The 20,093-nt window shown below is 38.2% G+C and carries 20 protein-coding genes; 4 read left to right on the top strand and 16 right to left on the bottom strand.

What is annotated here, in order from left to right; all coding sequences use genetic code 11:
* Positions 1 to 266: 266 nt before the first annotated feature.
* The 5 genes from cstA to J7E66_RS19495 all read right to left on the bottom strand — a co-directional run bounded on the left by cstA (position 267) and on the right by J7E66_RS19495 (position 6,666).
* Positions 267 to 2,060 carry a carbon starvation protein CstA gene (cstA, locus tag J7E66_RS19515; protein ID WP_215002899.1) on the bottom strand — a complete coding sequence of 598 codons (1,794 nt, stop codon included), beginning with the start codon at positions 2,058 to 2,060 and terminating at the stop codon, positions 267 to 269.
* 141 nt (positions 2,061 to 2,201) lie between these two features.
* Positions 2,202 to 2,948: a LytR/AlgR family response regulator transcription factor gene (locus J7E66_RS19510; RefSeq protein WP_215003016.1), complete on the bottom strand. Its 747-nt coding sequence runs from the start codon at positions 2,946 to 2,948 to the stop codon at positions 2,202 to 2,204.
* Positions 2,923 to 4,701: a sensor histidine kinase gene (locus J7E66_RS19505; protein ID WP_215002897.1), complete on the bottom strand. Its 1,779-nt coding sequence runs from the start codon at positions 4,699 to 4,701 to the stop codon at positions 2,923 to 2,925. The genes J7E66_RS19510 and J7E66_RS19505 overlap by 26 nt, the downstream gene beginning before the upstream one ends.
* 87 nt (positions 4,702 to 4,788) lie before the next feature.
* Positions 4,789 to 6,060 carry an ATP-binding protein gene (locus tag J7E66_RS19500; protein ID WP_215002895.1) on the bottom strand — a complete coding sequence of 424 codons (1,272 nt, stop codon included), beginning with the start codon at positions 6,058 to 6,060 and terminating at the stop codon, positions 4,789 to 4,791.
* 153 nt (positions 6,061 to 6,213) lie between these two features.
* Positions 6,214 to 6,666: a hypothetical protein gene (locus tag J7E66_RS19495; protein ID WP_215002893.1), complete on the bottom strand. Its 453-nt coding sequence runs from the start codon at positions 6,664 to 6,666 to the stop codon at positions 6,214 to 6,216.
* A gap of 97 nt (positions 6,667 to 6,763) precedes the next feature.
* Here J7E66_RS19495 and J7E66_RS19490 point away from each other — a divergent pair, with 97 nt between their 5' ends.
* Genes J7E66_RS19490 through J7E66_RS19480 form a run of 3 tightly spaced genes read left to right on the top strand, consistent with a single transcriptional unit; the run spans position 6,764 to position 8,696 of the window.
* Positions 6,764 to 7,075 carry a hypothetical protein gene (locus J7E66_RS19490; protein ID WP_088085754.1) on the top strand — a complete coding sequence of 104 codons (312 nt, stop codon included), beginning with the start codon at positions 6,764 to 6,766 and terminating at the stop codon, positions 7,073 to 7,075.
* 2 nt (positions 7,076 to 7,077) lie between these two features.
* Positions 7,078 to 8,313, top strand: coding sequence for a glutathionylspermidine synthase family protein (locus tag J7E66_RS19485; protein ID WP_215002891.1), 1,236 nt, complete (start codon positions 7,078 to 7,080; stop codon positions 8,311 to 8,313).
* Entirely contained in the window at positions 8,310 to 8,696 is a 387-nt protein-coding gene (locus J7E66_RS19480; RefSeq protein WP_215002888.1) for a DUF350 domain-containing protein, read from the top strand. The genes J7E66_RS19485 and J7E66_RS19480 overlap by 4 nt, the downstream gene beginning before the upstream one ends.
* A gap of 70 nt (positions 8,697 to 8,766) precedes the next feature.
* Here J7E66_RS19480 and J7E66_RS19475 read toward each other — a convergent pair whose 3' ends face one another.
* The 4 genes from J7E66_RS19475 to J7E66_RS19460 form a co-directional block, all read right to left on the bottom strand.
* Positions 8,767 to 9,795, bottom strand: coding sequence for a potassium channel family protein (locus J7E66_RS19475; protein WP_215002887.1), 1,029 nt, complete (start codon positions 9,793 to 9,795; stop codon positions 8,767 to 8,769).
* 558 nt (positions 9,796 to 10,353) lie between these two features.
* On the bottom strand, positions 10,354 to 11,103 hold the full coding sequence (locus tag J7E66_RS19470; protein WP_215002885.1) for a C39 family peptidase: 750 nt from the start codon (positions 11,101 to 11,103) through the stop codon (positions 10,354 to 10,356).
* Positions 11,104 to 11,282: 179 nt separating this feature from the next.
* Positions 11,283 to 11,729, bottom strand: a complete 447-nt coding sequence (locus J7E66_RS19465) for a threonine/serine exporter family protein (RefSeq protein ID WP_215002883.1) — start codon at positions 11,727 to 11,729, stop codon at positions 11,283 to 11,285.
* 17 nt (positions 11,730 to 11,746) lie between these two features.
* Complete coding sequence (locus tag J7E66_RS19460; protein ID WP_215002881.1) at positions 11,747 to 12,508, bottom strand: threonine/serine exporter family protein; 762 nt, start codon at positions 12,506 to 12,508, stop codon at positions 11,747 to 11,749.
* Between the two features lie 221 nt (positions 12,509 to 12,729).
* Here J7E66_RS19460 and J7E66_RS19455 point away from each other — a divergent pair, with 221 nt between their 5' ends.
* Entirely contained in the window at positions 12,730 to 13,458 is a 729-nt protein-coding gene (locus tag J7E66_RS19455; protein WP_215002879.1) for a UTRA domain-containing protein, read from the top strand.
* A 42-nt stretch (positions 13,459 to 13,500) separates the two neighbouring features.
* On the opposite strand, the gene J7E66_RS19450 is transcribed toward J7E66_RS19455, so the two are convergent.
* The 7 genes from J7E66_RS19450 to J7E66_RS19420 all read right to left on the bottom strand — a co-directional run bounded on the left by J7E66_RS19450 (position 13,501) and on the right by J7E66_RS19420 (position 20,092).
* On the bottom strand, positions 13,501 to 14,322 hold the full coding sequence (locus tag J7E66_RS19450; protein ID WP_215002877.1) for a PfkB family carbohydrate kinase: 822 nt from the start codon (positions 14,320 to 14,322) through the stop codon (positions 13,501 to 13,503).
* A 16-nt stretch (positions 14,323 to 14,338) separates the two neighbouring features.
* The gene (locus J7E66_RS19445) at positions 14,339 to 15,232 is read right to left on the bottom strand and encodes a carbohydrate ABC transporter permease (protein ID WP_374103868.1); all 894 of its coding nucleotides are present in this window, start codon (positions 15,230 to 15,232) and stop codon (positions 14,339 to 14,341) included.
* Positions 15,225 to 16,106: a carbohydrate ABC transporter permease gene (locus J7E66_RS19440; protein ID WP_215002875.1), complete on the bottom strand. Its 882-nt coding sequence runs from the start codon at positions 16,104 to 16,106 to the stop codon at positions 15,225 to 15,227. Before J7E66_RS19440 ends, J7E66_RS19445 begins: the two co-directional genes overlap by 8 nt.
* A 73-nt stretch (positions 16,107 to 16,179) precedes the next feature.
* Positions 16,180 to 17,472 (bottom strand): ABC transporter substrate-binding protein, encoded by a 1,293-nt coding sequence (locus J7E66_RS19435; RefSeq protein ID WP_215002873.1) that lies wholly within the window; start codon positions 17,470 to 17,472, stop codon positions 16,180 to 16,182.
* Positions 17,473 to 17,540: 68 nt separating this feature from the next.
* Positions 17,541 to 18,530 carry an SIS domain-containing protein gene (locus tag J7E66_RS19430; protein WP_215002871.1) on the bottom strand — a complete coding sequence of 330 codons (990 nt, stop codon included), beginning with the start codon at positions 18,528 to 18,530 and terminating at the stop codon, positions 17,541 to 17,543.
* Positions 18,531 to 18,736: 206 nt separating this feature from the next.
* Positions 18,737 to 18,967: a hypothetical protein gene (locus J7E66_RS19425; RefSeq protein WP_215002869.1), complete on the bottom strand. Its 231-nt coding sequence runs from the start codon at positions 18,965 to 18,967 to the stop codon at positions 18,737 to 18,739.
* A 120-nt stretch (positions 18,968 to 19,087) separates the two neighbouring features.
* Complete coding sequence (locus J7E66_RS19420) at positions 19,088 to 20,092, bottom strand: ABC transporter permease (RefSeq protein WP_215002867.1); 1,005 nt, start codon at positions 20,090 to 20,092, stop codon at positions 19,088 to 19,090.
* Between the last annotated feature and the right edge of the window lies 1 nt (position 20,093).

The raw sequence follows: 20,093 nt of genomic DNA, 5'->3' as shown, positions 1-20,093 counted from the left end.
AAATAATATAATTACTTTATCTAAAAAGCAATATTTTTCGAAAAATAAAACTATTTGAATATTATTCCATGGAAATTAAAGCGATGGAAACGCCCCGCCTTAATATTCAATTAACTAGTAGAAACCTTTTATTCAAAGGTTTCTACTATTACGATATAATTATTATAATTTCCACTCTAACGAATAATCATTTCCTATATAACAAAAAAAAAAAAAAAACAGATTCCTCGAAGAAATTGACTTCCGAGGTAATCTGTTTCGTTTTTTTAAGCTACATTTCTTTCAAGCTTAATCCGTGGTGAATTCCACATAGTGATCCATTTTCTAATAGCAGTCACCATAATAATCATACCAAGCGCTAACATAATGATGGATAAAACCCCATTTAAAACACTATAGCCTGCTGCTTCGGAATTTAGATAAACATTTTTCACCATCCAGTAGCCCGCATAGTTTACAGTTACAAAGAGATAAGCGAGCGGTACCAAGCATGTAAGCATATATCGACGTTTATCAGCAATGCTTAGTATTACTGTTGCACCGATAATTAGACCGATGGAAGCCATTAGTTGATTGGAAACACCAAACAGCGCCCAGACGGAGCCAATATCACCCGAGAAGAGTAGGTAACCCCACATAAAACATGCTAATGCACTAGCAAAAATAGAACCAGGAAGCCAATCTGTTTTCTTCAATGGCTTATAGAATTCACCGAAAAAGTCTTGGATTAAATAGCGAGCAACGCGTGTTCCAGAATCAATGGCTGTTAAAATAAATACAGCTTCGAACATAATAACAAACTGGAAGAAGTAAGATGATAATTTCGTAAACCATGGAATGGCTGTGAAGACATAGGTCATACCTACTGCTAATGTCACCGCACCACCGGTTCTACCTTCAAGATTAATGCCAATTTCATTGGCAAGTTTCGGCAGCTCCTGCACTTGCATGCCAAGTGTTTTAAAGACTTCAGGTGTTGAGTTAATCGCAAAATAGTCTGCAGGCTGAAGGGCTGTTGCCGCAATCAATGCCATGATTCCAACCACACATTCTACAAGCATGGCGCCAAAACCAACCACTTTAATATCAGACCAACGATCAAGCATTTTAGGTGTCGTACCTGAACCTACGAAAGCATGGAAACCGGAGATCGCTCCACAGGCAATCGTAATTGAGATAAATGGCCATACAGGACCACCTAATACCGGTCCACCACCAGATGTGAATTTTGTGAAAGCAGGCATCTCAATTGCGGGATTGATAATGAATACTCCGATGATAAGTGCAATAAATACGCCAATTTTCATAAAGCTGCTCAAGTAATCACGTGGTGCAAGTAAAAGCCATACTGGCAACGCTGCTGCAAAGAAAGCGTAAATTGGTAGTATAATAGCTAATGTTTTTGTATCTAATGTCAGCCAATCACCTAATACCGTATTTTGAATGGACGGACCAACAAACACTCCGACCATAACGAGAATAAAACCTATAGTAGATGTTAATTTCAAGTTGCCGGTTTTTTTATAAGCGATCCCAACAAACATCGCAATTGGAATCGTGATTCCCACTGAGAAGGTTCCCCATGGATTGTGTTCAAGTGCATGAAGAACAACCATTGAAAGACCTGCCATTGTGATGGTAATAATGAACAACATGGCAAGACCCGTACAAAAACCAGCAACAGGTCCAAGTTCATCCTTCGCTACTTCTGATAAGGACTTTCCTTTTTTTCGCATCGATGCAAAAAGAACCACCGCATCATGAACTGCCCCACCAATAACAGCCCCGATTAACAGCCAGAGTAGACCAGGCAAGTAACCAAATTGTGCTGCAAGGATTGGACCTACAAGAGGGCCTGCCGCAGCGATTGCTGCAAAGTGATGACCAAATGTTACCCATTTATTGGTTGGGACATAGTCCTTACCATCGTTTAATTCATGCGCCGGTGTCTGCTTTGAATCATCTAATTTTAAAACCTTTGCTGCCATGAATGTTCCGTATAAACGATAAGCAATCATTAAAATACAGATCGAACCAATTACAATTGAAACCGCATTCATATTATTCTAACCTCCTATATTCATACTTCACTTGTCTCTATCTTAGCGAAAAAAAACGCCAACATTGGGTTTTCAAGCTAAAATGCAAGGATTAGACGATGAAAAACAAGAATAATAGCATGAAATGCAAAAAACAGCTTCTTAAAAACCAAGAAGCTGTTTTAGCTCTTTTGTATAGGTTCTGCTTACTGGAACCTTTTCTCCATCCTTCATAATTAAGTTGTAGGTAGAATTAAACCAAGGCTCTATCTCAACAATGGCATCGACATTAACTAAATAAGCGCGGTGGACACGAATGATCGACGAATGTTGCAGCTTCCTTTCGAAAGTGATTAGCGTATCACTGACAGAGTACTTTGAGTTCCCTGTCGCAATGACTGTTTTCCCTTCATTTGTACCGATATAGAGTATGTCACTTATGTTTACGATTACAATTTTTTCATCAATTGTTATCGCAAGCTTTTCAGACCTCTCGTTAACAAAATTATTTTTCTGAATTGAAAAAGGAATAGCTTGTTTTTTATATTCGATAAGTTTATAAAGCTTCTCAATTGTTTGTAAGACTCTTTTTTCATCAAAAGGTTTTAAGATGTAATCAACGGCATTTAATTCAAAAGCCTTAAGGGCATATTCATCAAACGCTGTCGCAAATACAATGAATGGAGGGTGATCAAGTTTATTAACAAGAGCTGCAATTTCGATTCCACTTTCATCAGCGAGCTGGATATCTAAAAAAATAACATCAAGTTCTAGATTGCTTATTTTTTCAAATGAGCTTTCTACACTATCAGATTCCCCCACTATTTCAATCTGTTTGCTTCGTTTAAGAAGATAGGTCAGCTCATCTCTAGCTAACGGCTCATCATCCACAATAAAAGCCTTTAACAACATCCTCACCCCACTTTTGTTGTGTTAACGGTAGTGTAATCGATACTTTCGTTCCTTTATTAAGGCTACTTTCAATTTGAAAAGAAGCATTTTGACCATAAATTTCTTCAATCCTTTTTTTGATATTCCAGAGCGCCGTTCCTGTCCCTCCAGATGAATCCACTGTTTGGTTTCCCAGTGTTCCAAGCAGCTCTGCTGAGATACCCTTTCCATCATCTTCAGTTAAAAGGACCATTTTCTCCCCTTCCTGGAAGGCACAGACTTTTACGGTTCCATGTTTCGCCTTTGGAAAAGCATAACGAATTGCATTTTCAACAAGAGGCTGCAATGTAAAAGGCGGAACTAGCACCCTTTCAAGCGGTGGTGAAATATCCAATTCAACATGATAACGGTTTGGAAAGCGTGCTTGCTCAATGGTTAGGTAAGCCTCAATATGTTCGAGTTCTTTTTCAAGCGGTATTAACATTTGCCTTGCTCCCTGTAGATTACTTCGGAAGAAGGTACTTAGTTTGATTAATAGACTCCTAGCTTTATCGGCATCTGTTCGAATAAGACTTGAAATCGTATTAATAGCATTGAATAAGAAATGTGGATGGACTTGGGCTTGCAAAGCCTTAATCTCCGCATCTTTTAATAATCTTCTTTGCATTTCCAGCTCCGCCATTTCTAATTGAACCGAAAATAAGTTGCTTAAACCTTCTGCCAACTCTTGTTCAACCCGGTCTAGTTTACTAGTATCAGTGAAATACAGCTTCAGTGTCCCCACTGTTTTTGCATGGACCTGTAAAGGTAATACAATGGCTGCTTTCAGAGGGCAGTTTGGGTTAAAACATTGAATTTCATGAACCGATTTTGCAATTGTGAGCTTCCCTTGTTCCAGCACCTTTTTCGTTAATTCCGTCGCCATGTTTCCTGATGGAATATGATGGTCTGAACCTGTACCAACATGGGCAAGAACATGGGATTGGTCTGTAATCGAAATGGCATCCGCATTGGTCCAATGGAGAATAATCTCCGCTGCTTTTGTACAAGATTCCACATTTAAACCTTGGCGAAAAAAAGGGAGAGTCTGGTTAGCGATGTATAAGGCTTTATGTGTTTGAAGTGCTCTCATCCGCTCCTGTTCTTGCAGAATTTCCTGGATTATCAATACAAAAAGAAGTGTCCCAAATCCATTAATCGCAATCATCGGGAAAGCAATTACCTCTACAAGATGCAGAGCCTCATTAAATGGTCTGGCTTGTAAAAGAATAATTCCCATCTGTGCACATTCCATTAATATCCCCATGACAACAGCCTTCCAAGGCGAATTCCCCTCTTGAATCTTAAAGCGCTTACTTAAGATTCCTGTGACAACTCCAGCCATAATCGTTGACAGGGCACAAGCAGCAGCTGTAAAACCACCTAGGGTCAATCGGTGTATACCGGCAATTAAACCGACCCCAATTCCAACAATGGGTCCGCCAAGTAAACCACCTATCGTTACACCCATAATTCTAGTATTAGCGATCGCACTTTCACTGTCCATATTTGTCAACCAGTCCTGGGAGGTAATTGTTCCATGTCCTATTTTTACTCCTGTATAATTACTAATAACTCCAAAAGCTCCGAAAATAACGATCATAAATATTTTGGCGGTAATACCGTGTTCGTTATGAATGATTTGTCGGAATGATTTCATCCTTGAGAGAAGAAACGCTACAATGATAAGAATACCGACACGTTCAAGCATGAGAGGCAATAATTCGAGCATGGTATCTCACCTTTCGTCTTTACTTTTCCCTACTACTATACCAAAAAAATAAGCCAACCGTGTCCAAGGATCGGTGAGCCTTGTTTATTAAAAATTTACCAATGCTGTTTTTTGACTGCCAGGAAGGACCATCCTTACCTCCGTCCCAACTCCCGGCTTGCTCTTGTAAAAGACTTTTCCGTTCATTGTTTCAATAATTCTTAAGGAAACGGATGTACCAAGCCCTGTTCCCTCATCTTTTGTTGTATAAAACAAGGTTCCAATCCGTGATAATTGCTCTGGTGTCATTCCCTTACCAGTATCCATAATTAATATAGAAGCTTTATTATTATCGGAATTGTTATGTATTGTTACTTTCCCACCATCAGGGGTTGCTTCAATTGCATTTTTAATTAGGTTAACCAGCGCCTGTTTTAATTGGTTTCGATCAGTGACGAGTGTGAACCCGGTTGAGTCAAGTTCGCTTTCAAGCCGCACTCCTTGTTTGGCAGCCAGTGGCTCCAAAAGCATGACAACTTCTGCTAAGACTTCTTTTAACGGAAACTCTTCTATTTTTTCAAATTTCGGCTTTGCAAAATTTAAATAGTCATTAATAATCGACTCAGCCCTACCTAATTCGCTCAAAACCAGTGAAAGATATTGAAAATTTTTCCCCTTTTCTTCCTGCTGCATCAATTGAAGGAATCCCTTCGCCACAGTTAATGGATTTCGAACCTCATGAGCAATGGATGCCGCAATTTCCCCTAGCGTATTTAGCTTTTCAGCCCGCTGAATCTCTTTCTTCATTCGACTTCGTTCGATAATCCCCTCCACAAGCTTTGCCTCCAGGGCAATTGCCACTGTTTGAATGAGGGCAACAAGGAGGAGGTCAGGAATATTAAAATCTAGTTTTAAGAAATTCCCCTCAAAATAGCGAAACGTGGTAAGTGAAATATAACAAAGGAGCAGGGACCATCCACATAATAAAGTTGTGAGAACTAACCTTTTATTTGGGGTATAACTAAAAAACCTTTTGTTTATGAGGAACGGGACAAGAGCCGTTAAAAGAGTATTTACTAGGCCAAAAACAACCGTTTCGCCCCCCATTAAGATGCATGCACCAAGTAAGGTCGTTACAACCATCCCTCCCGCAACTGGACCTGCGTAAAGAAAGGCTAGTATAAGAGGAACATAGCGGAGGTCCCAATTAAATCCATAGTTCGAATAAGAAAAAATCATACAAGTAAGTGCAGCAATGCTTTGAAGCAAACCACATAAGATTGGATAATTAATTTTGCGCTTATTTTCAATTAGTATGCTTAAAAGTAGGACAGGTGCTAATGAAATTAATACATTCAAAAGAAGTTTTTCTGCAAGCATCGTTATTCCTCCAGGACAATACATCTATATCCCTAAAAATACGACAAAAATCGTCTTTTTCCTTTAAAAAATCACAGGTTTTTTCTTTTTAAGTGTACTTTCCTTCCGTACCCTATGAGTAAAATAGCACACGTTATTGTGTGCTATTCACATCTATCGAGTTTTCCCCGTGAAACTCCCATAATAAACATAACATTTTCGGTCTTCGTCAATTTCCCTTGAATCAAGGGCGAATTCTAGGAACCTTCCGTCTCTCTGAATGTAAATAATATCGGAGTGAAGGACAACCAAAACTTCTTCATGATTCCAAACATCTTTTTTCTCGATCAGGACAGAACTGTTTCTCTGAAGCTCTCTAACTTCAAAACCAATATGGGAATACTGTTCTTCAGTTATGTCGTCATAGGATGACTTTTCTTTTTTCACGTAAAGGACAGCCGTCCCGTCTGGATCTTTGGCTGTGGCCGTTACCACATACGTTTCGGATTCTTTAACGAAGTATTCACATGTCATTCTGGCTACTGCCTCACTAACTGTTAAATCTAAATAGCTCCAAAGGGCAGGAAACCTTTGATATTCATCATCCAATCGATATTCCAACCTCAAATTTCATCCCTCATTCATTTTTTCTTTCATTTTACCATTGTTTTCCTTAGGTTTACTTTTATAATTAAAATATAAATTCAACAAGGAGCGTGAAACGGTGAAGAAGACCCAATGGTTAGTGACTGGTGTTATCACCTCCCTCATAGCCGGAACACTTTCTGCCTGTTCAGACGACCGCCCTCCAAAGCCCGATGACAGCAGGTGCCGGGACTGGGACTGGGATGATGACCAAGGGGTATGGCAATGTGATGATACCCACTCGTCTCATTATGGTCATTTTTTTTACGGGGGAAGCTATTATCGAAATAAATCATCACTCTTGAAATCCTCCTCTTACAAGTCATACAAATCCTCTTCAAGCTTTAAAGGAGGATTCGGCAGTGGTTCAAAGGGTGGATTTGGAGGTTAGAAATGTCGAATTATTCAACGAATCGAAAGGTGTTTTATTCGCAATTCCCAACCTTTTGGTCAGATTTATACGAGAGCGAATATAGTCTTTACCAAGTTTATTCGATAACGGAACATACATCCTGCCTTTTAAAAGAAGCAACAGAACGCATGGGTCACATTTTTTTCAAGACCGCCCGCCTGTTACGGAGTCTTACTGATGAACAACTCCTTGAACTTGGGTATCCACCTGTAAGTCTTCCATTTTTAAGGTTGAAAAACTTCTCCCCAGAAACCATTATCGCTCGGTTCGATTTTGTGTTTACCGCGGATGGATTCAAATTAATTGAATTCAATAGTGATACACCGACTTTTATTGTGGAATGTTTTCATATGAACGGAATGGTTTGTTCAGAGTTTGGTTACTTGGACCCAAATGAAGGAGGAGAACGCCTGCTTTCTTCCGGTATTACACGCGCAGTAGTCGAAGCATCAAAAGGAAAAAGGAAGGCTAACATTGTGTTCACAGCCCACTCTGATCATATCGAAGACTGGAATACCATTAAATATTTAAGTAAGTTATGTCAGGTTAAAAATCGGATCGTTCCATTGTCCACTCTCCGGATTACAGACGGTACTCTTGTCGATGATGAGGGTATACCTATTGATGTGTTGTACCGCCAAACCTATCCTCTTGAACATTTGGTTGACGATCAGGATCCTATAACAGGTGACCCGGTTGGAATCGAATTATTGCAACTAGTCAAAGAAGGCCAACTCTCTATTTTAAATCCTGTCTCAGCCTTTTTGTTGCAGCCGAAATCCATTCAATGTTTAATTTGGGGATTAGCAGAACAGGGAGCATTTTATACAAAAGAAGAGCAACGATGGATTATGAAATATATGCTGCCTACCTATCTTGAAGCAGATGCATTTAAGGGACAGCTTGACTATGTTCAAAAACCATCCTTCGGCAGAGAAGGAGATACGGTGACAATTTGGGATCAACACTCCAATATTACCGCTCAAAATTCCTTTCAAACCTATAAAGAGGAAGTTTCGGTCTTTCAACAGTACGTCCCTCTCCCTACTGTTTCATTGGAAACAGAAAAGGGAATCGAGGTACTTTCATTAGTATTCGGATCTTTTCTCATTGCCGGAAAGGCCGGAGGTATCGGCATTCGGGCAGGTGGAAAAATCACTGGCAACGAATCTTATTTCTTACCAGTGGGTATAAAAAACAAGGGGGAATGGAAATGACGAATTTCTTATTATATTTAGCAGTTTCACTTGGTCTTTTATTCTTAGGACTGTTTCTTATGGAAGTAACAACAAAGGTCAAAGAGTTTTCCTTAATGGCAAAAGGAAATAAGGCAGCAAGCTATGTCCTTGGGGGAAGGCTTCTAGGTCTTGCCATTGTTTTGTATTCTACTGCTGCCAATTCTATTTCTCTTACGGATATGGCCATATGGGGTGCCATCGGAATTGTGGCTCAAATTGTGGTTTTTTACCTGGCTGAATGGCTTACACCTCGTTTTAACGTCAGTCAAAGCATCGAGGAAGATAACCAGGCAGTAGGCCTTTTTCTAATGCTGCTGTCGGTTTCCATCGGTATCGTCATTGCTGGGTGTTTAACATATTAAAAAAAAGCGCAGGCGCCTTGCACAGGGGCTGGATCTAGATTGAAAAAAACGCATCTCGAGATGCGTTTTTTTATAGTGATTTATATGTATTTTTATCGCATATCACAAACAACCGAGCCTCTTTCGATAGAGGTTCATTCCACTTTTTCAATATATTTAGATCACTCCGATCCGCAATGAGCTGGGCCCCTTTTTGCTTTAGGTGCTCGTACGCATCTCCGTATGTTTTCCAGTCGGATTTAACTTCAACTTCCCATAAATCACTGCCCCCGTCTCCATCCTTTCGGCTTAATAACTGAGTAAAAAGATGACTTGCCCCTTTTGTCTGCGCCGATTTTGCCATCAGGTTGGACACCGATTCATGCGAAAGGATAAATTCATCAATTTTGACATGTTTAAAATTGCCGACATGCTTTTCATTTAGAATTTCTGCAATTGTATAAATATTTTTTTCCGTACCTTCATCATAGCGCTCGATGGAGGATGCGGTTATAAGCGTTTTACCATCTGCTAAATCTGGGTTGTCGATCCCATCTGGGGCAAAGAGCAAAACTGCTTTTGATCTTTCAATTTTTGCCCTTTTCAATGTTTCTTCATCTGTGGGGCTCCCCTGGATATATAAAAACCGCTCATGTTCATATGGTGTCTTCTCTAATTCATCAATTAGTACGATTTCTGTTTTTTCATCTCCAATAAACAGCTCTTTTATCGTGTTTTTGCTTTTGGCAGTCCAGCCGATAATAACGTAATGATCTTCTCCTTTAAAAGTCATTCTTCCTTCCTCCTTCATCCGTTTGTACTGTGACACAGCATCGACAATCATCCCAATTACCACACCAAAAAGCCCAATTCCCAGAGTATAGACGATGACCATCGCCCAAATTCTCCCTAGCTGTGTTGTTGGGTACACATCTCCGTAGCCAACCGTGGTCATCGTGGTAAGAATCCACCAAATAGCATGGAAAGTATTTTCAAATGTTTTAGGCTCTAGTAATCTCATAACCTCAGCGTTTATAAAAATATAAAATGTCGTAAATAACAGCACCGTACGATACCGATACTTAGCTGCCGTTAGAAACAACCTTCGAAAAAGTATCATGGATAAACCTCCATTCTCTCACTTCCGTTATAAGAGTTTATAGAATTATATTTCTGTTATCTCTTTGGTTATTCCTTTAAAGAAAATAGTTTTACTATTATTGTTGACAAATCGAATCCAGTCCTGTAATATTAGTATTTGTGCTTCACATTTAATTGTAACTTGTAATAGATAAGATAACGCAAAGTAAGAATTTTTCTGGCATTCTGCTTATGTTTTAAAATTAAAACTTATTCACACTGGATCGGCTTCGGAGCCGTTAGGATGTAAGAGAGGTAGGGCTTACGTCGTTTAGGTATAAAACCTACAGGTGGAAAAATAACCGCGGCAAACTTGTTTTTATAAACAATGATTATTATATAAGTTTTTACCTTGCGATTGCTAACAAGAAGTACAACCAATCACAAGTTACGATACGTATTCATTAAATGAATAAAACTAAGAAGGCAGAGGGATATTTCATTCCTCTGCCTTCGCCCATTTTAGAACATATTTACTAATTTTACTTCCAAAAAGTCCAAAACAAAAGGCCTGAATCGGTATCAGGCCTTTTTCATTTTATTTTTCGATAACAATCGCTTGTTTACCCATCTGCTCCCAAGCTTTAATAAAACTGGAGCGATTTAATTTCTGATTCTTTTCACCGTATGGATTGTTAATATAAATATAATTTTCATCGTAACCTGTAATCGCTACACTATGTTCACTAAAGGTAATTTTGATTTGTCCTTGCGGGGTATTCCACGTTTGAAAAACAGAAACGGGAGCAAAGCTGGACGTGGTAATGACCCAAACTGGAAGTCCTTGACCTACTTTTTCTAATACATCATCAAACGAATGATTTGTTAAATTAACTGCTTTATCACCGACATATTTTTGGGCGAGTTCAAATACGGGACCATTATAAACTCCTAGTCCTGGTCCATGTGCCATATCGCCGACAAATCCGGCATTCGGATTACCCTTTTTACCGTTACTATAGTTTAACGGAACTGTTTTAATCTTTTCTGCTAACTCATTTTTAGTCACTTTTACACCGTGATAATTAAGAATCATCGCAAGGCTTGTAACCTCACAGCCGTTGTAAAGTATGGGTTGGTCCATTTGATTTATTAATGGTACATCTAGGATGATACTATCTGGAATACTCGGTGCCTCTTTTGCGAGAAGTGCCACTATCCGGGTTTTTAATGGAGCGGCTTCGATGACTTGTATCGCTTCTTGACGATCAAACTTTACAGCTAAAATCGTTTTAGCACTAATAAATAATAGTAAGACAACTAGAATTGCAATTAGTATTTTTTTCATATATGAATGTACCATTCCTTGTAATAGACTTTGCTGAATGACAATTGGTAATAGTAATATACTACTATATTACCTTACTAAAAAACAATAAAGGAAAGAATTTTCCAATTAATGATAATCTTTAAAGTTTAAGTTTTCCTTAAAAAATTCCCTTTAGTAGTTTGCACTAAAGGGATAGGTTAAATTCGTACCTTATTACGGTTAATTTTTCGAATTACTTGATTGATTACTTCTGAAAAAACTAAGCCAAAGGCGATGGATCCTGCCAGCATGAGGACTTTTGCCGCCAATGCTATCGCTGAATTATAATCGTTCTCAACAAAATTCCGCATCGCATCATAGGCCAGACCTCCAGGCACAAGCGGAATAATTCCAGCTACACTAAAAATAATCACTGGCGTTTTATAGAACTTTGCTAATTGTTGACTGATGACAGCAATAAAAATGGTCGCAGCTAATGTTGCTAAAATGGCGTTATTTGAGTAGTCTTCTAGCAGGAAATAAATTAACCAGCCACCCATTCCTATCAGTCCGCACTTCACTAAGGATTCTTTCGGTGCATTAAATAGAATTCCAAAGGCACCTGTTGCAATTAAGCTTGTTAGTGCCTGAGCAAGAACTGCCACAATAAATACACCTCACTTCACATAAAAGATAATACGACCGCAATCCCTGTCCCAATCGCAAAGGCAGTTAGAAAAGCTTCCGCACCCTTTGATAACCCCGATACTAAGTGTCCCGCCATTAAATCTCTAATCGCATTGGTCACTAAGAGTCCAGGAACTAATGTCATCACCGAGCCAATAATAATTTTATCTAATTGCTGACCGACTCCAATTTTCACAAATAAAAATGAAAGCAATCCAATTACGAACGATGCTAAAAACTCCGAGAAAAATTTGATTGGGACAAAGCGATGAAAATATACAAAGCTTAGATAACCCATTCCGCCTGAAATCATCGCTGGAATAAAATCATTCCAGCCTCCCTCAAACATAATCATAAAACAACCGCTAGCGAGTGACGCTGCGGCCACTTGGACCCTAAAGGGAAACGTTAAATTAAGGGAGTCAATTTCCTTTAGATCTTCCAAAGCTTCTTTTAGATTGACTTCTCCACCTGTAATTTTCCTTGAAATGCTATTCACCATAGAGACTTTTTTCAAGTCTGTTGACCGCTCCGATATTCTAATAAGCTTGGTCTTCGTTGGCTCTGTTCCTTCTGCTGAAAAAATAATTCCGGTTGGAGTTACGTAGCTATGAGTACTTTCTATACCAAAGGCTGCGGCAATACGCATCATCGTATCTTCTACCCGATAGGTCTCCCCGCCGCTTTGAAGCATGATTTTCCCCGCTAATAAGCAGACCTCCATAACTTCATATGTTTGTTCTACTGGTTTTTCCATTTATCTCACCACACACAATTCTTCATTTTTACTTAGTTTAAATTAAAACAAACGTTTAATCAAAGTTGACTTGCAGTTTGCAAGATTTCCTGTTAACGGAATAGGAAAAAAACCAATATTTTATAAATATGATAAATATTATCAATCATTTCTATACAACATATGTAAACTTATTATAAAATATTATATAATGACCTATTGTATCGAAAGGAATTTTGTCGATGAAATTAAACAATTCAATTTCAACACCTTTATATGACCAATTAAAACAAATACTGAAGGAGGCCATTGATCAAGGAGTTTATAAATCGGGGGAAAGACTTCCGAATGAAACGGAATTATGTGAGTTATATGGCGTTAGCCGCATAACTGTAAGAAGAGCGATTCAGGATTTAGCAGATGAGGGTTTTTTAGAGCGAAAGCAAGGGAAAGGAACTTTTGTAACGCGAACCAAAATTGCCCGAGAATTGGTTTCTATTGATGGATTCTCAGATTTTAGTAAACAAATTGGCAAGAATCCTTCTAAGCGTATTCTTGCCTGTGAAGAAATGAAAGCTACTCCGGAAATTGCCGAAGCACTTCAAATCGCCATTGATTCACCTGTCTTAAAGTTGGTCCGGATCATGTCAATCGATCAACAGCCTTTTACACTAGATATCGCCCATTACTCGTTAGAACGCTTTCCTGGTTTGACTGCACGATTCACAGAACATGCATCAACCTATGAAGTTTTGAAAAATATTTACCACATCAATATTAATTCTGGAAAAAGTAAAAAAATAATTACAGTTACTCCTGCTTCAAAATTTGAAGCGGAACATTTGGACTGCGAAATTGGTGAAACACTTTTTAATATTGATAAAACCGTTTACGATGAAACAGGAGTTCCAATTCATATTTCAAATTTCAAAATACAAACCCAATTGATTGCCCTTACCATAACAACTTAAAAATAAAAGGAATGAATGGGTATCCATTTCATTCCTTTTGTTTTAGAAAGTTAATTGTCTACCAAACCCAAATGCACCGTTCACTTCACATGTTCTTGCAGCAATCTGTGCCGCTGCTTTCAAAGATTCCTCAATGGCAAACCCATTAAAGTGGTTGGTTAAAAAACCAGCAATGAAAGAATCCCCTGCACCTAAGGTATCAATCACATTTGCTTCTTCAATTCCCTGTTTGTATCGTTTGTTATGATGAGACATAATTACGCCCTTAGAACCTCTAGTGATAATGATAAACGGCGTTCCGAGTCCATGTATTTTAAGAAAGAGCTCTTCTAGTTCAACTTCTGTAAAATCACTTCCTGAAATAAACGCAAACTGGATATGAGGGCAAACCTTTTCTAATAATTCTGTTGTAAAATGATTAGAGAAATCATAGGAAACGGGTAAATGTTGTTTAAGCAATGGCAATTCTTCCTCTAAATGACTATATATACTGGTATGTACCACATCAAACGCTTTGATGTATTCATAGTCATCGACTGATAAATTAAGCTTTAGTTTAGCCTGAACACCGCCTTTATTTGATTTAATAAAGATTCGGTCCCCTTCCACATTTAGATCAACATAAGCCTTTCCACTTTCCCCAACCGCTCTTCGAACATGACTAGTATCTATTAAGTTCTTGTTTAAAGAATCTAGAATATGATCCCCTTCTACATCCGTTCCAACAATACCTATAAATGCCGCTGACTCCGCTCCACTTTGTTTAGCTAAAACAGCAACATTTAAAGCATTTCCACCAGGAAACATTTCATTACGATCCTGGTAAATATCAACAACATTATCGCCTATTCCAATAATTTTCATATTTCCCCACTCCTTCTTATCCTTTAACACTACCTGATGATAAACCTCTAATAAAATACTTCTGCATAAACATAAATAAGAGAATGATCGGCAGGGCTGAAATCATTAAGCCAGCCATCAGAACACCCCAATTCGTTTGAAGGGCATCCCTAAATTGCATCAATCCAGCAGGGATGGTTTTTAGCGCATCAGAATCAACAAAGATTAACGCAAACATAAACTCGTTCCAAGTATAATAGGCTGTTAACACTACCGCAGTTAGTAATATCGGTTTATTTAAAGGTACAAAGATTTTTGTAAAAATGGTCCATGTATTACATCCGTCCAAAAAGGCAGACTCCTCTAATTCTTTCGGTACCTCTAGAAAAGCAGCTCTGATCAGAAGGATGGTGATTGGAATTCGGTAAGCAACATAGGGAAAGATCATTGCAAAATACGTATCATGAATTCCTAATAATTGGATGAGCTTGTATAGCGGGACTAAACTAACTTGTGGGGAGAGCATCATTCCTCCCATACAGAAAACTAATAGAATGTTCTTCCCTTTAAATTCAAACCTAGATAAACTGTAGGCTCCGAGTGCACTTATTAATACTGTTAGGAAGCAGGTTGTCGCTGTAACAATTAAACTATTAACAAAATATCCAGAAATCCCTGTGTTCCATGCCTCTGTATAATTGGAAAACAGCCATTCTTTTGGTAAAGCCCAGCTGCTGGAGAAAATCTCTGGAGTGGACTTAAATGAGTTAATTACCATCCAAAAAAGCGGATAAGCAATCACTACAAAATAAAAGATCAGGATTGTAAAAATTGGCAGACTTTTAACAACATTCTTTTGCTTCCTATTTTTCTTTGTGATTGGGATCGAATGATGGTAGTCCATTACTTTGCTTGTCTCCACTCTAAACATCCTTTCCTGTTTTAAATAGTTTCAACTGAACCAAGGAAACAATTAAGGTGATGATTAAAATCACAGTGGCCACAGCCGAAGCATAACCCATTTGGTCTTTACCGAAAGCTGAATGGTAGAGTAATGTTCCTAATACTTCACTGGAATTACCCGGTCCGCCGCCTGTCAAAATATATGGTTCATTAAAGACGGTAAATGCACCGGTTAAGGTAATAAGTGTCGTAACGAAGAACATCTCTTTTACTTGTGGAACGGTGATTGAAAAGAATTTACGAATTTTCCCTGCCCCATCAATTTCTGCTGCCTCATACAATTCTTGGGGGATATTTTGAATCGCGATAATAAATAACATCATAATATAACCAATACTTTGCCACTGTGAAACTGCAATAACAGCGAAGATAGCGGTTTCAGATTCTCCCAGCCAAGCCCTAGTTAAATTCTCAAGTCCTAACATATTTAATAGCCCATTTAAAATTCCGATATCCGGGTTATAAACAAATGTAAACAGTAAAGCGATGACAGTCATCGAGATGACAACTGGAAGGAAAAATACGGTACGGAACAATCCACTAATGAATCGTGTTAGCGGATCTTCAAGTATAGCCGCTAGAATAAGTCCGCCAAATACCTGAAAAATAATCGAGATCACTGCATACCAGAGATTATTTTTTAAAGCTATATAAAAAACTTCATCTTTAAAAAGATTAAGAAAATTTTCAAAGCCAACAAATGTTTTTTCTACTGAAAAAGCAGAGAAATCATAGAAACTATAAAAAAAGTTTTCAACAATTGGATAGTAAACAAAAAGGGCCATAAAGATTAAGCAAGGTGCAATATATAGGTATGGTAACCACTTGTTTGTATTTTGCATAATAACTCCCCTTTTTTAACAGGCGTATCTTTGGAAAAAAGGTGGTCAACTTGCAACCACCTTTTCTGGCTTCCTATTTTTTTGCAGACGCCTTAACTTCTTTTGCTGCTGCTCTGACATCCTTCATTACATCTTCTGGACTTTTCTTGCCGTCCAACATTAGCTGTGTTCCATTTAAATAAGCATCAACTATTTTAATATCAACAGCTGTATCAAACCATAAGTACGTTTGTTCTGCATTAACAATTAAATTGATAGCATCCTGTTGAAGCTTGGAAGCATTTTCATCGGTTGTTGTTCCTTTAACCGCACTATATTCACTTACTTCTTTTAACTGCTCTGTACCTTTTTCCTTCGAAGTTAAGAATTTGACAAATTCCATTGCTTCCTTCGGATGTTTTGTTTTCGAAGAAATCATGATTCCTTCAGGTGCTGCTGTGATGGAGTTGGCATTTCCTTCTCCACCTTCCACACCTGGTACATTAAACACACCTAAATCCTCTTTTAAAGATGGTTCAATAAGCCCGATTTCTGCAAGCTGGAAGAAGCCGATCGCTGCTTTTCCACTGTTAAATAACTCCCGTGAATATTCATGGTCTACAGAATTAACTCCTTTATTGAAGTACGGCTTCAGTTCCATGAATTTCTCTAATGCTTTAACATAACCTGGATGCGAATAATCACCTTCAGGATTTTTGGGATCATAATCTTTATCAAGAACATCCTGTGGCACCATCAATTGATTCAATGTTCCTGTATAGTGGGAAATCGTCCACGGTGCTTTACTTCCAAATGTAATTGGCGTAAGTCCTGCGGCCTTTACCTTTTTAGAGACATCAATTAGTTCGGACCAAGTGGTTGGAACTTCAAGATTTAAATCCTTGAAAATTTTCTTATTGTAAAAGAAGGCCTTGCCGTCAGTTGACCACGGAATCCCATAAATCTTACCATCTAAAGTGAAGGAATTGAACTGGGAGGCAATGATTTGATCTGACCACGCTTTATCTTCATTTACATAATTAGTTAAATCAAGTGATTGTCCCTGACGTGCGAAGTTATAGGCAAACTCTCCGCTCCAAGAAAAGTAGACATCTGGAGGGGTGCTTGATCCTAAGACAACACGAATTTTTTCTTTATAAGAATCGTTCAAGACGGCTTCCGTTTTAATTTTAATATTGGGATGGGCCTTCTCAAACTCTTTTACTGCCTTTTCAAAATATTGCTTTTTAGGTTGATTCGGCCAGCGGTGGAAGAATTTAAGTTCAACCACATCTTTTCCATTTGTTGAACTAGAACTCTTAGAACAGCCAGCAAAAAACGATAGGAAAAGGATAGAAATAATACTTAAAATTAGTAACTTCTTCATTAAGCTTCCCCTCCAGAAAGGAATACATATCTATGATTATTGCAGTATATTTGTTATTTCATCTTGGTTTAGTATTCAACTGTCCACATATATCTTCTTTTTGATAGCGGATGATTTCGTGCTTCTGCTAACTGATCCGCATATTTTCTTAATACGTAATTTAAAACTAATGGGGCAATGTATCCTTGTACTTCCTCTGCAACCCCAGTGAAATCGAAGTCTTTTGCATCAAGGACAACCAACTTCTTGCCATAACGCTTAGAGAATTCTAATGCTCTTTCTTCTAAATGTCTTGTTTCGTCCAAGCCTAGCAGGATAATAAAAGGTGTTTCTTCATCAATAATTTCAAATGGTCCGTGGAAGTATTCTCCCGCGTGAATGGCGTGTGAGTGAACCCATTGCATTTCCATGAGGATACAAATTGCATAAGAGTAGGCAACACCATAATTTGCTCCGCTTGCCATTGTATAAATAATTTTTTCATCTTTATACTGTTGACCAAAAGCCTCTGCCTTTGTTTGGTAGAGTGCAGCAGCTTTTTCGTAAACATTTTGTAAGTTCTCAAGACTTTCTTCTACTAAACTAGCCTTTTTGTTATTTTCAACAACTTTTAGTACACCAAACACTAGTTGATATAGTACTGAATAATTGGTTGTGAAAGCGCTTGCTTTTTCGCCCCATTGATACTTCAGCACGACATCTGAAGCTAGCGCTAATGGTGACGCTTCCACATTCGTTAAAGAAACAGCAAATGCACCTTTTGCTCTAGCAAATTTTGCTGCTTCTACTGTTTCAGGTGTTGTTCCTGAGTGCGAGCACAAAATAACCAGGGAATTACTTCCAAGTTTTGCATGATTGCGATGGATAAATTCATTTGCACTAAAAAGATGGGCATCAAGAACCTTTGCTTCACGGTCAATTACATACTTGCTTGGATACATAATGGCAGATGATCCTCCGCATGCTACAAAGAAAACATTGGAAATATTTCTTTTTTCTACCTCTGCTAATGCTTGTTGCACTTGATTTTTCACGTCAATTACTAATTCAGTCGTCATTTTGTTGCCTCCCTGATAAAATATTTTAGTGAATGAACACTAGTAAACTCTTTTAAACAATATACAACTTTATATAATGTTATATGTTGTTATATATAAATTACTATACTTTTAAACTCTAGTCAATTGAATTTTCAGAAAAATGAAACGACATTTCTCGACAAAAAGCAAAATAGCCAGGGGTCTTCCCTGGCTGCTTTTTCTTGTTACTCCCCTATATTGTTTTCAAACCACTCTTGGAGCTCTTTCAATGAGTTAAACGTAAAAATCTCCTCGCCATTTTGCCCATTATCAAACCCAGTGTTACCTCTTAAGGTAATTTGCCCTTCATCCTTAGAAATTAAGATAGCATAGGGATGATTAACATTTATATACCTTGAATCTAAATCGGTATCTACCCAATTCTTACTACTCAGAAATGCTTCATAATGTTCCATTAAGATCCCTCCTATCTCTAAATATTGTTCCTCAAAACTTACTTATATTTGTAGATTTTACTCTGGTTTTTCAAAAAAAATAAACCTAACCGCAAAATGGATAGGTTGATCATAGTTCAATTATTTTTGTTTATAATACGTAATCGCTAATGCAAAGGCTAAGACGGTGCCTTTAACAATATCCATCGCATAATATGGGACGGACATCATCACGAGTCCGTTTTGGAGAATCCCGATCAGGACGGCTCCAACAAATGTTCCAAACGCGTTGGCCTTTCCAGCCCCAAGTACTGAAAATCCAATATAGGCGGCGGCAACTGAATCCATTAAATAGGGAGCACCAGAGTTAATTTCTGATGTCAAAACCCTTGAAGCGAGCACAATCCCGCCAATGGAGGCAAACAGAGCCGAAAGCAAATATGCTGCCACTTTATATTTATTAACTGCGATACCTGATAGTCTCGCCGCTTCTTTGTTACCACCGATCACATACATATATCGACCATGCTTTGTATAGTTCAAAAAGATATGCACGAGGATCACGGTCACAGCCATAATGAGAATAATCCACGGCACTTCTCCGATTTTTGCAAAAAAAGGACTGATCAGACCCGATGCCATCGAGCCATCAGGCATAACCATGTTTTGTGAAACAGTAGCCCCTTTTGTATACGTCAATGCTGTCCCTTGAATAATAAACATCGTAGCGAGTGTCATCAGCATATCTGGAATTCTTAATTTCACAATCATGAATGAGTTTATTGCTCCTACTACTAAGGAAGCACAAATCGCAGAAATGACCGCCACCAATGTGTTTTGTGAAAACCAAACAAACATCGAAATGACAATGGCGTTTGATAAGGAAGCGACCGATCCCACCGATAAATCAAAACCATCGACAGACAATGAAATCGTAATACCGATAGCGATAATCGTTACAATGGAGATCGAACGTAAGATATTGATGATATTACTGCCCTGAATAAAAGTAGGATTAGCCACTGAAAAAATAATAATAAGTGCAAGAATCGTAATAATCGTCCCATATTTATATAAAAAGCGAAATAACTCAAAGACTTTTTTTGCCGGGGCTACCTGATTCTTTGCTGCAATATTTGCCTCCATT

The organism is Bacillus sp. ISL-7 (assembly GCF_018613065.1).
Note: the sequence above shows the minus strand (reverse complement) of the source record. Positions and strands in the feature narration are given on the sequence as shown.

Excerpts from the sequence above, each read along its gene's own strand:
- cstA (WP_215002899.1), bottom strand. The coding sequence starts at position 2,060 with ATGAATGCGGTTTCAATTGTAATTGGTTCGATCTGTATTTTAATGATT.
- J7E66_RS19505 (WP_215002897.1), bottom strand. The coding sequence starts at position 4,701 with ATGCTCGAATTATTGCCTCTCATGCTTGAACGTGTCGGTATTCTTATC.
- J7E66_RS19500 (WP_215002895.1), bottom strand. The coding sequence starts at position 6,060 with ATGCTTGCAGAAAAACTTCTTTTGAATGTATTAATTTCATTAGCACCT.
- J7E66_RS19485 (WP_215002891.1), top strand. The coding sequence starts at position 7,078 with ATGTCGAATTATTCAACGAATCGAAAGGTGTTTTATTCGCAATTCCCA.
- J7E66_RS19480 (WP_215002888.1), top strand. The coding sequence starts at position 8,310 with ATGACGAATTTCTTATTATATTTAGCAGTTTCACTTGGTCTTTTATTC.
- J7E66_RS19475 (WP_215002887.1), bottom strand. The coding sequence starts at position 9,795 with ATGATACTTTTTCGAAGGTTGTTTCTAACGGCAGCTAAGTATCGGTAT.
- J7E66_RS19470 (WP_215002885.1), bottom strand. The coding sequence starts at position 11,103 with ATGAAAAAAATACTAATTGCAATTCTAGTTGTCTTACTATTATTTATT.
- J7E66_RS19460 (WP_215002881.1), bottom strand. The coding sequence starts at position 12,508 with ATGGAAAAACCAGTAGAACAAACATATGAAGTTATGGAGGTCTGCTTA.
- J7E66_RS19455 (WP_215002879.1), top strand. The coding sequence starts at position 12,730 with ATGAAATTAAACAATTCAATTTCAACACCTTTATATGACCAATTAAAA.
- J7E66_RS19450 (WP_215002877.1), bottom strand. The coding sequence starts at position 14,322 with ATGAAAATTATTGGAATAGGCGATAATGTTGTTGATATTTACCAGGAT.
- J7E66_RS19445 (WP_374103868.1), bottom strand. The coding sequence starts at position 15,232 with ATGTTTAGAGTGGAGACAAGCAAAGTAATGGACTACCATCATTCGATC.
- J7E66_RS19440 (WP_215002875.1), bottom strand. The coding sequence starts at position 16,106 with ATGCAAAATACAAACAAGTGGTTACCATACCTATATATTGCACCTTGC.
- J7E66_RS19435 (WP_215002873.1), bottom strand. The coding sequence starts at position 17,472 with ATGAAGAAGTTACTAATTTTAAGTATTATTTCTATCCTTTTCCTATCG.
- J7E66_RS19430 (WP_215002871.1), bottom strand. The coding sequence starts at position 18,530 with ATGACGACTGAATTAGTAATTGACGTGAAAAATCAAGTGCAACAAGCA.
- J7E66_RS19425 (WP_215002869.1), bottom strand. The coding sequence starts at position 18,967 with ATGGAACATTATGAAGCATTTCTGAGTAGTAAGAATTGGGTAGATACC.
- J7E66_RS19420 (WP_215002867.1), bottom strand. The coding sequence starts at position 20,092 with ATGGAGGCAAATATTGCAGCAAAGAATCAGGTAGCCCCGGCAAAAAAA.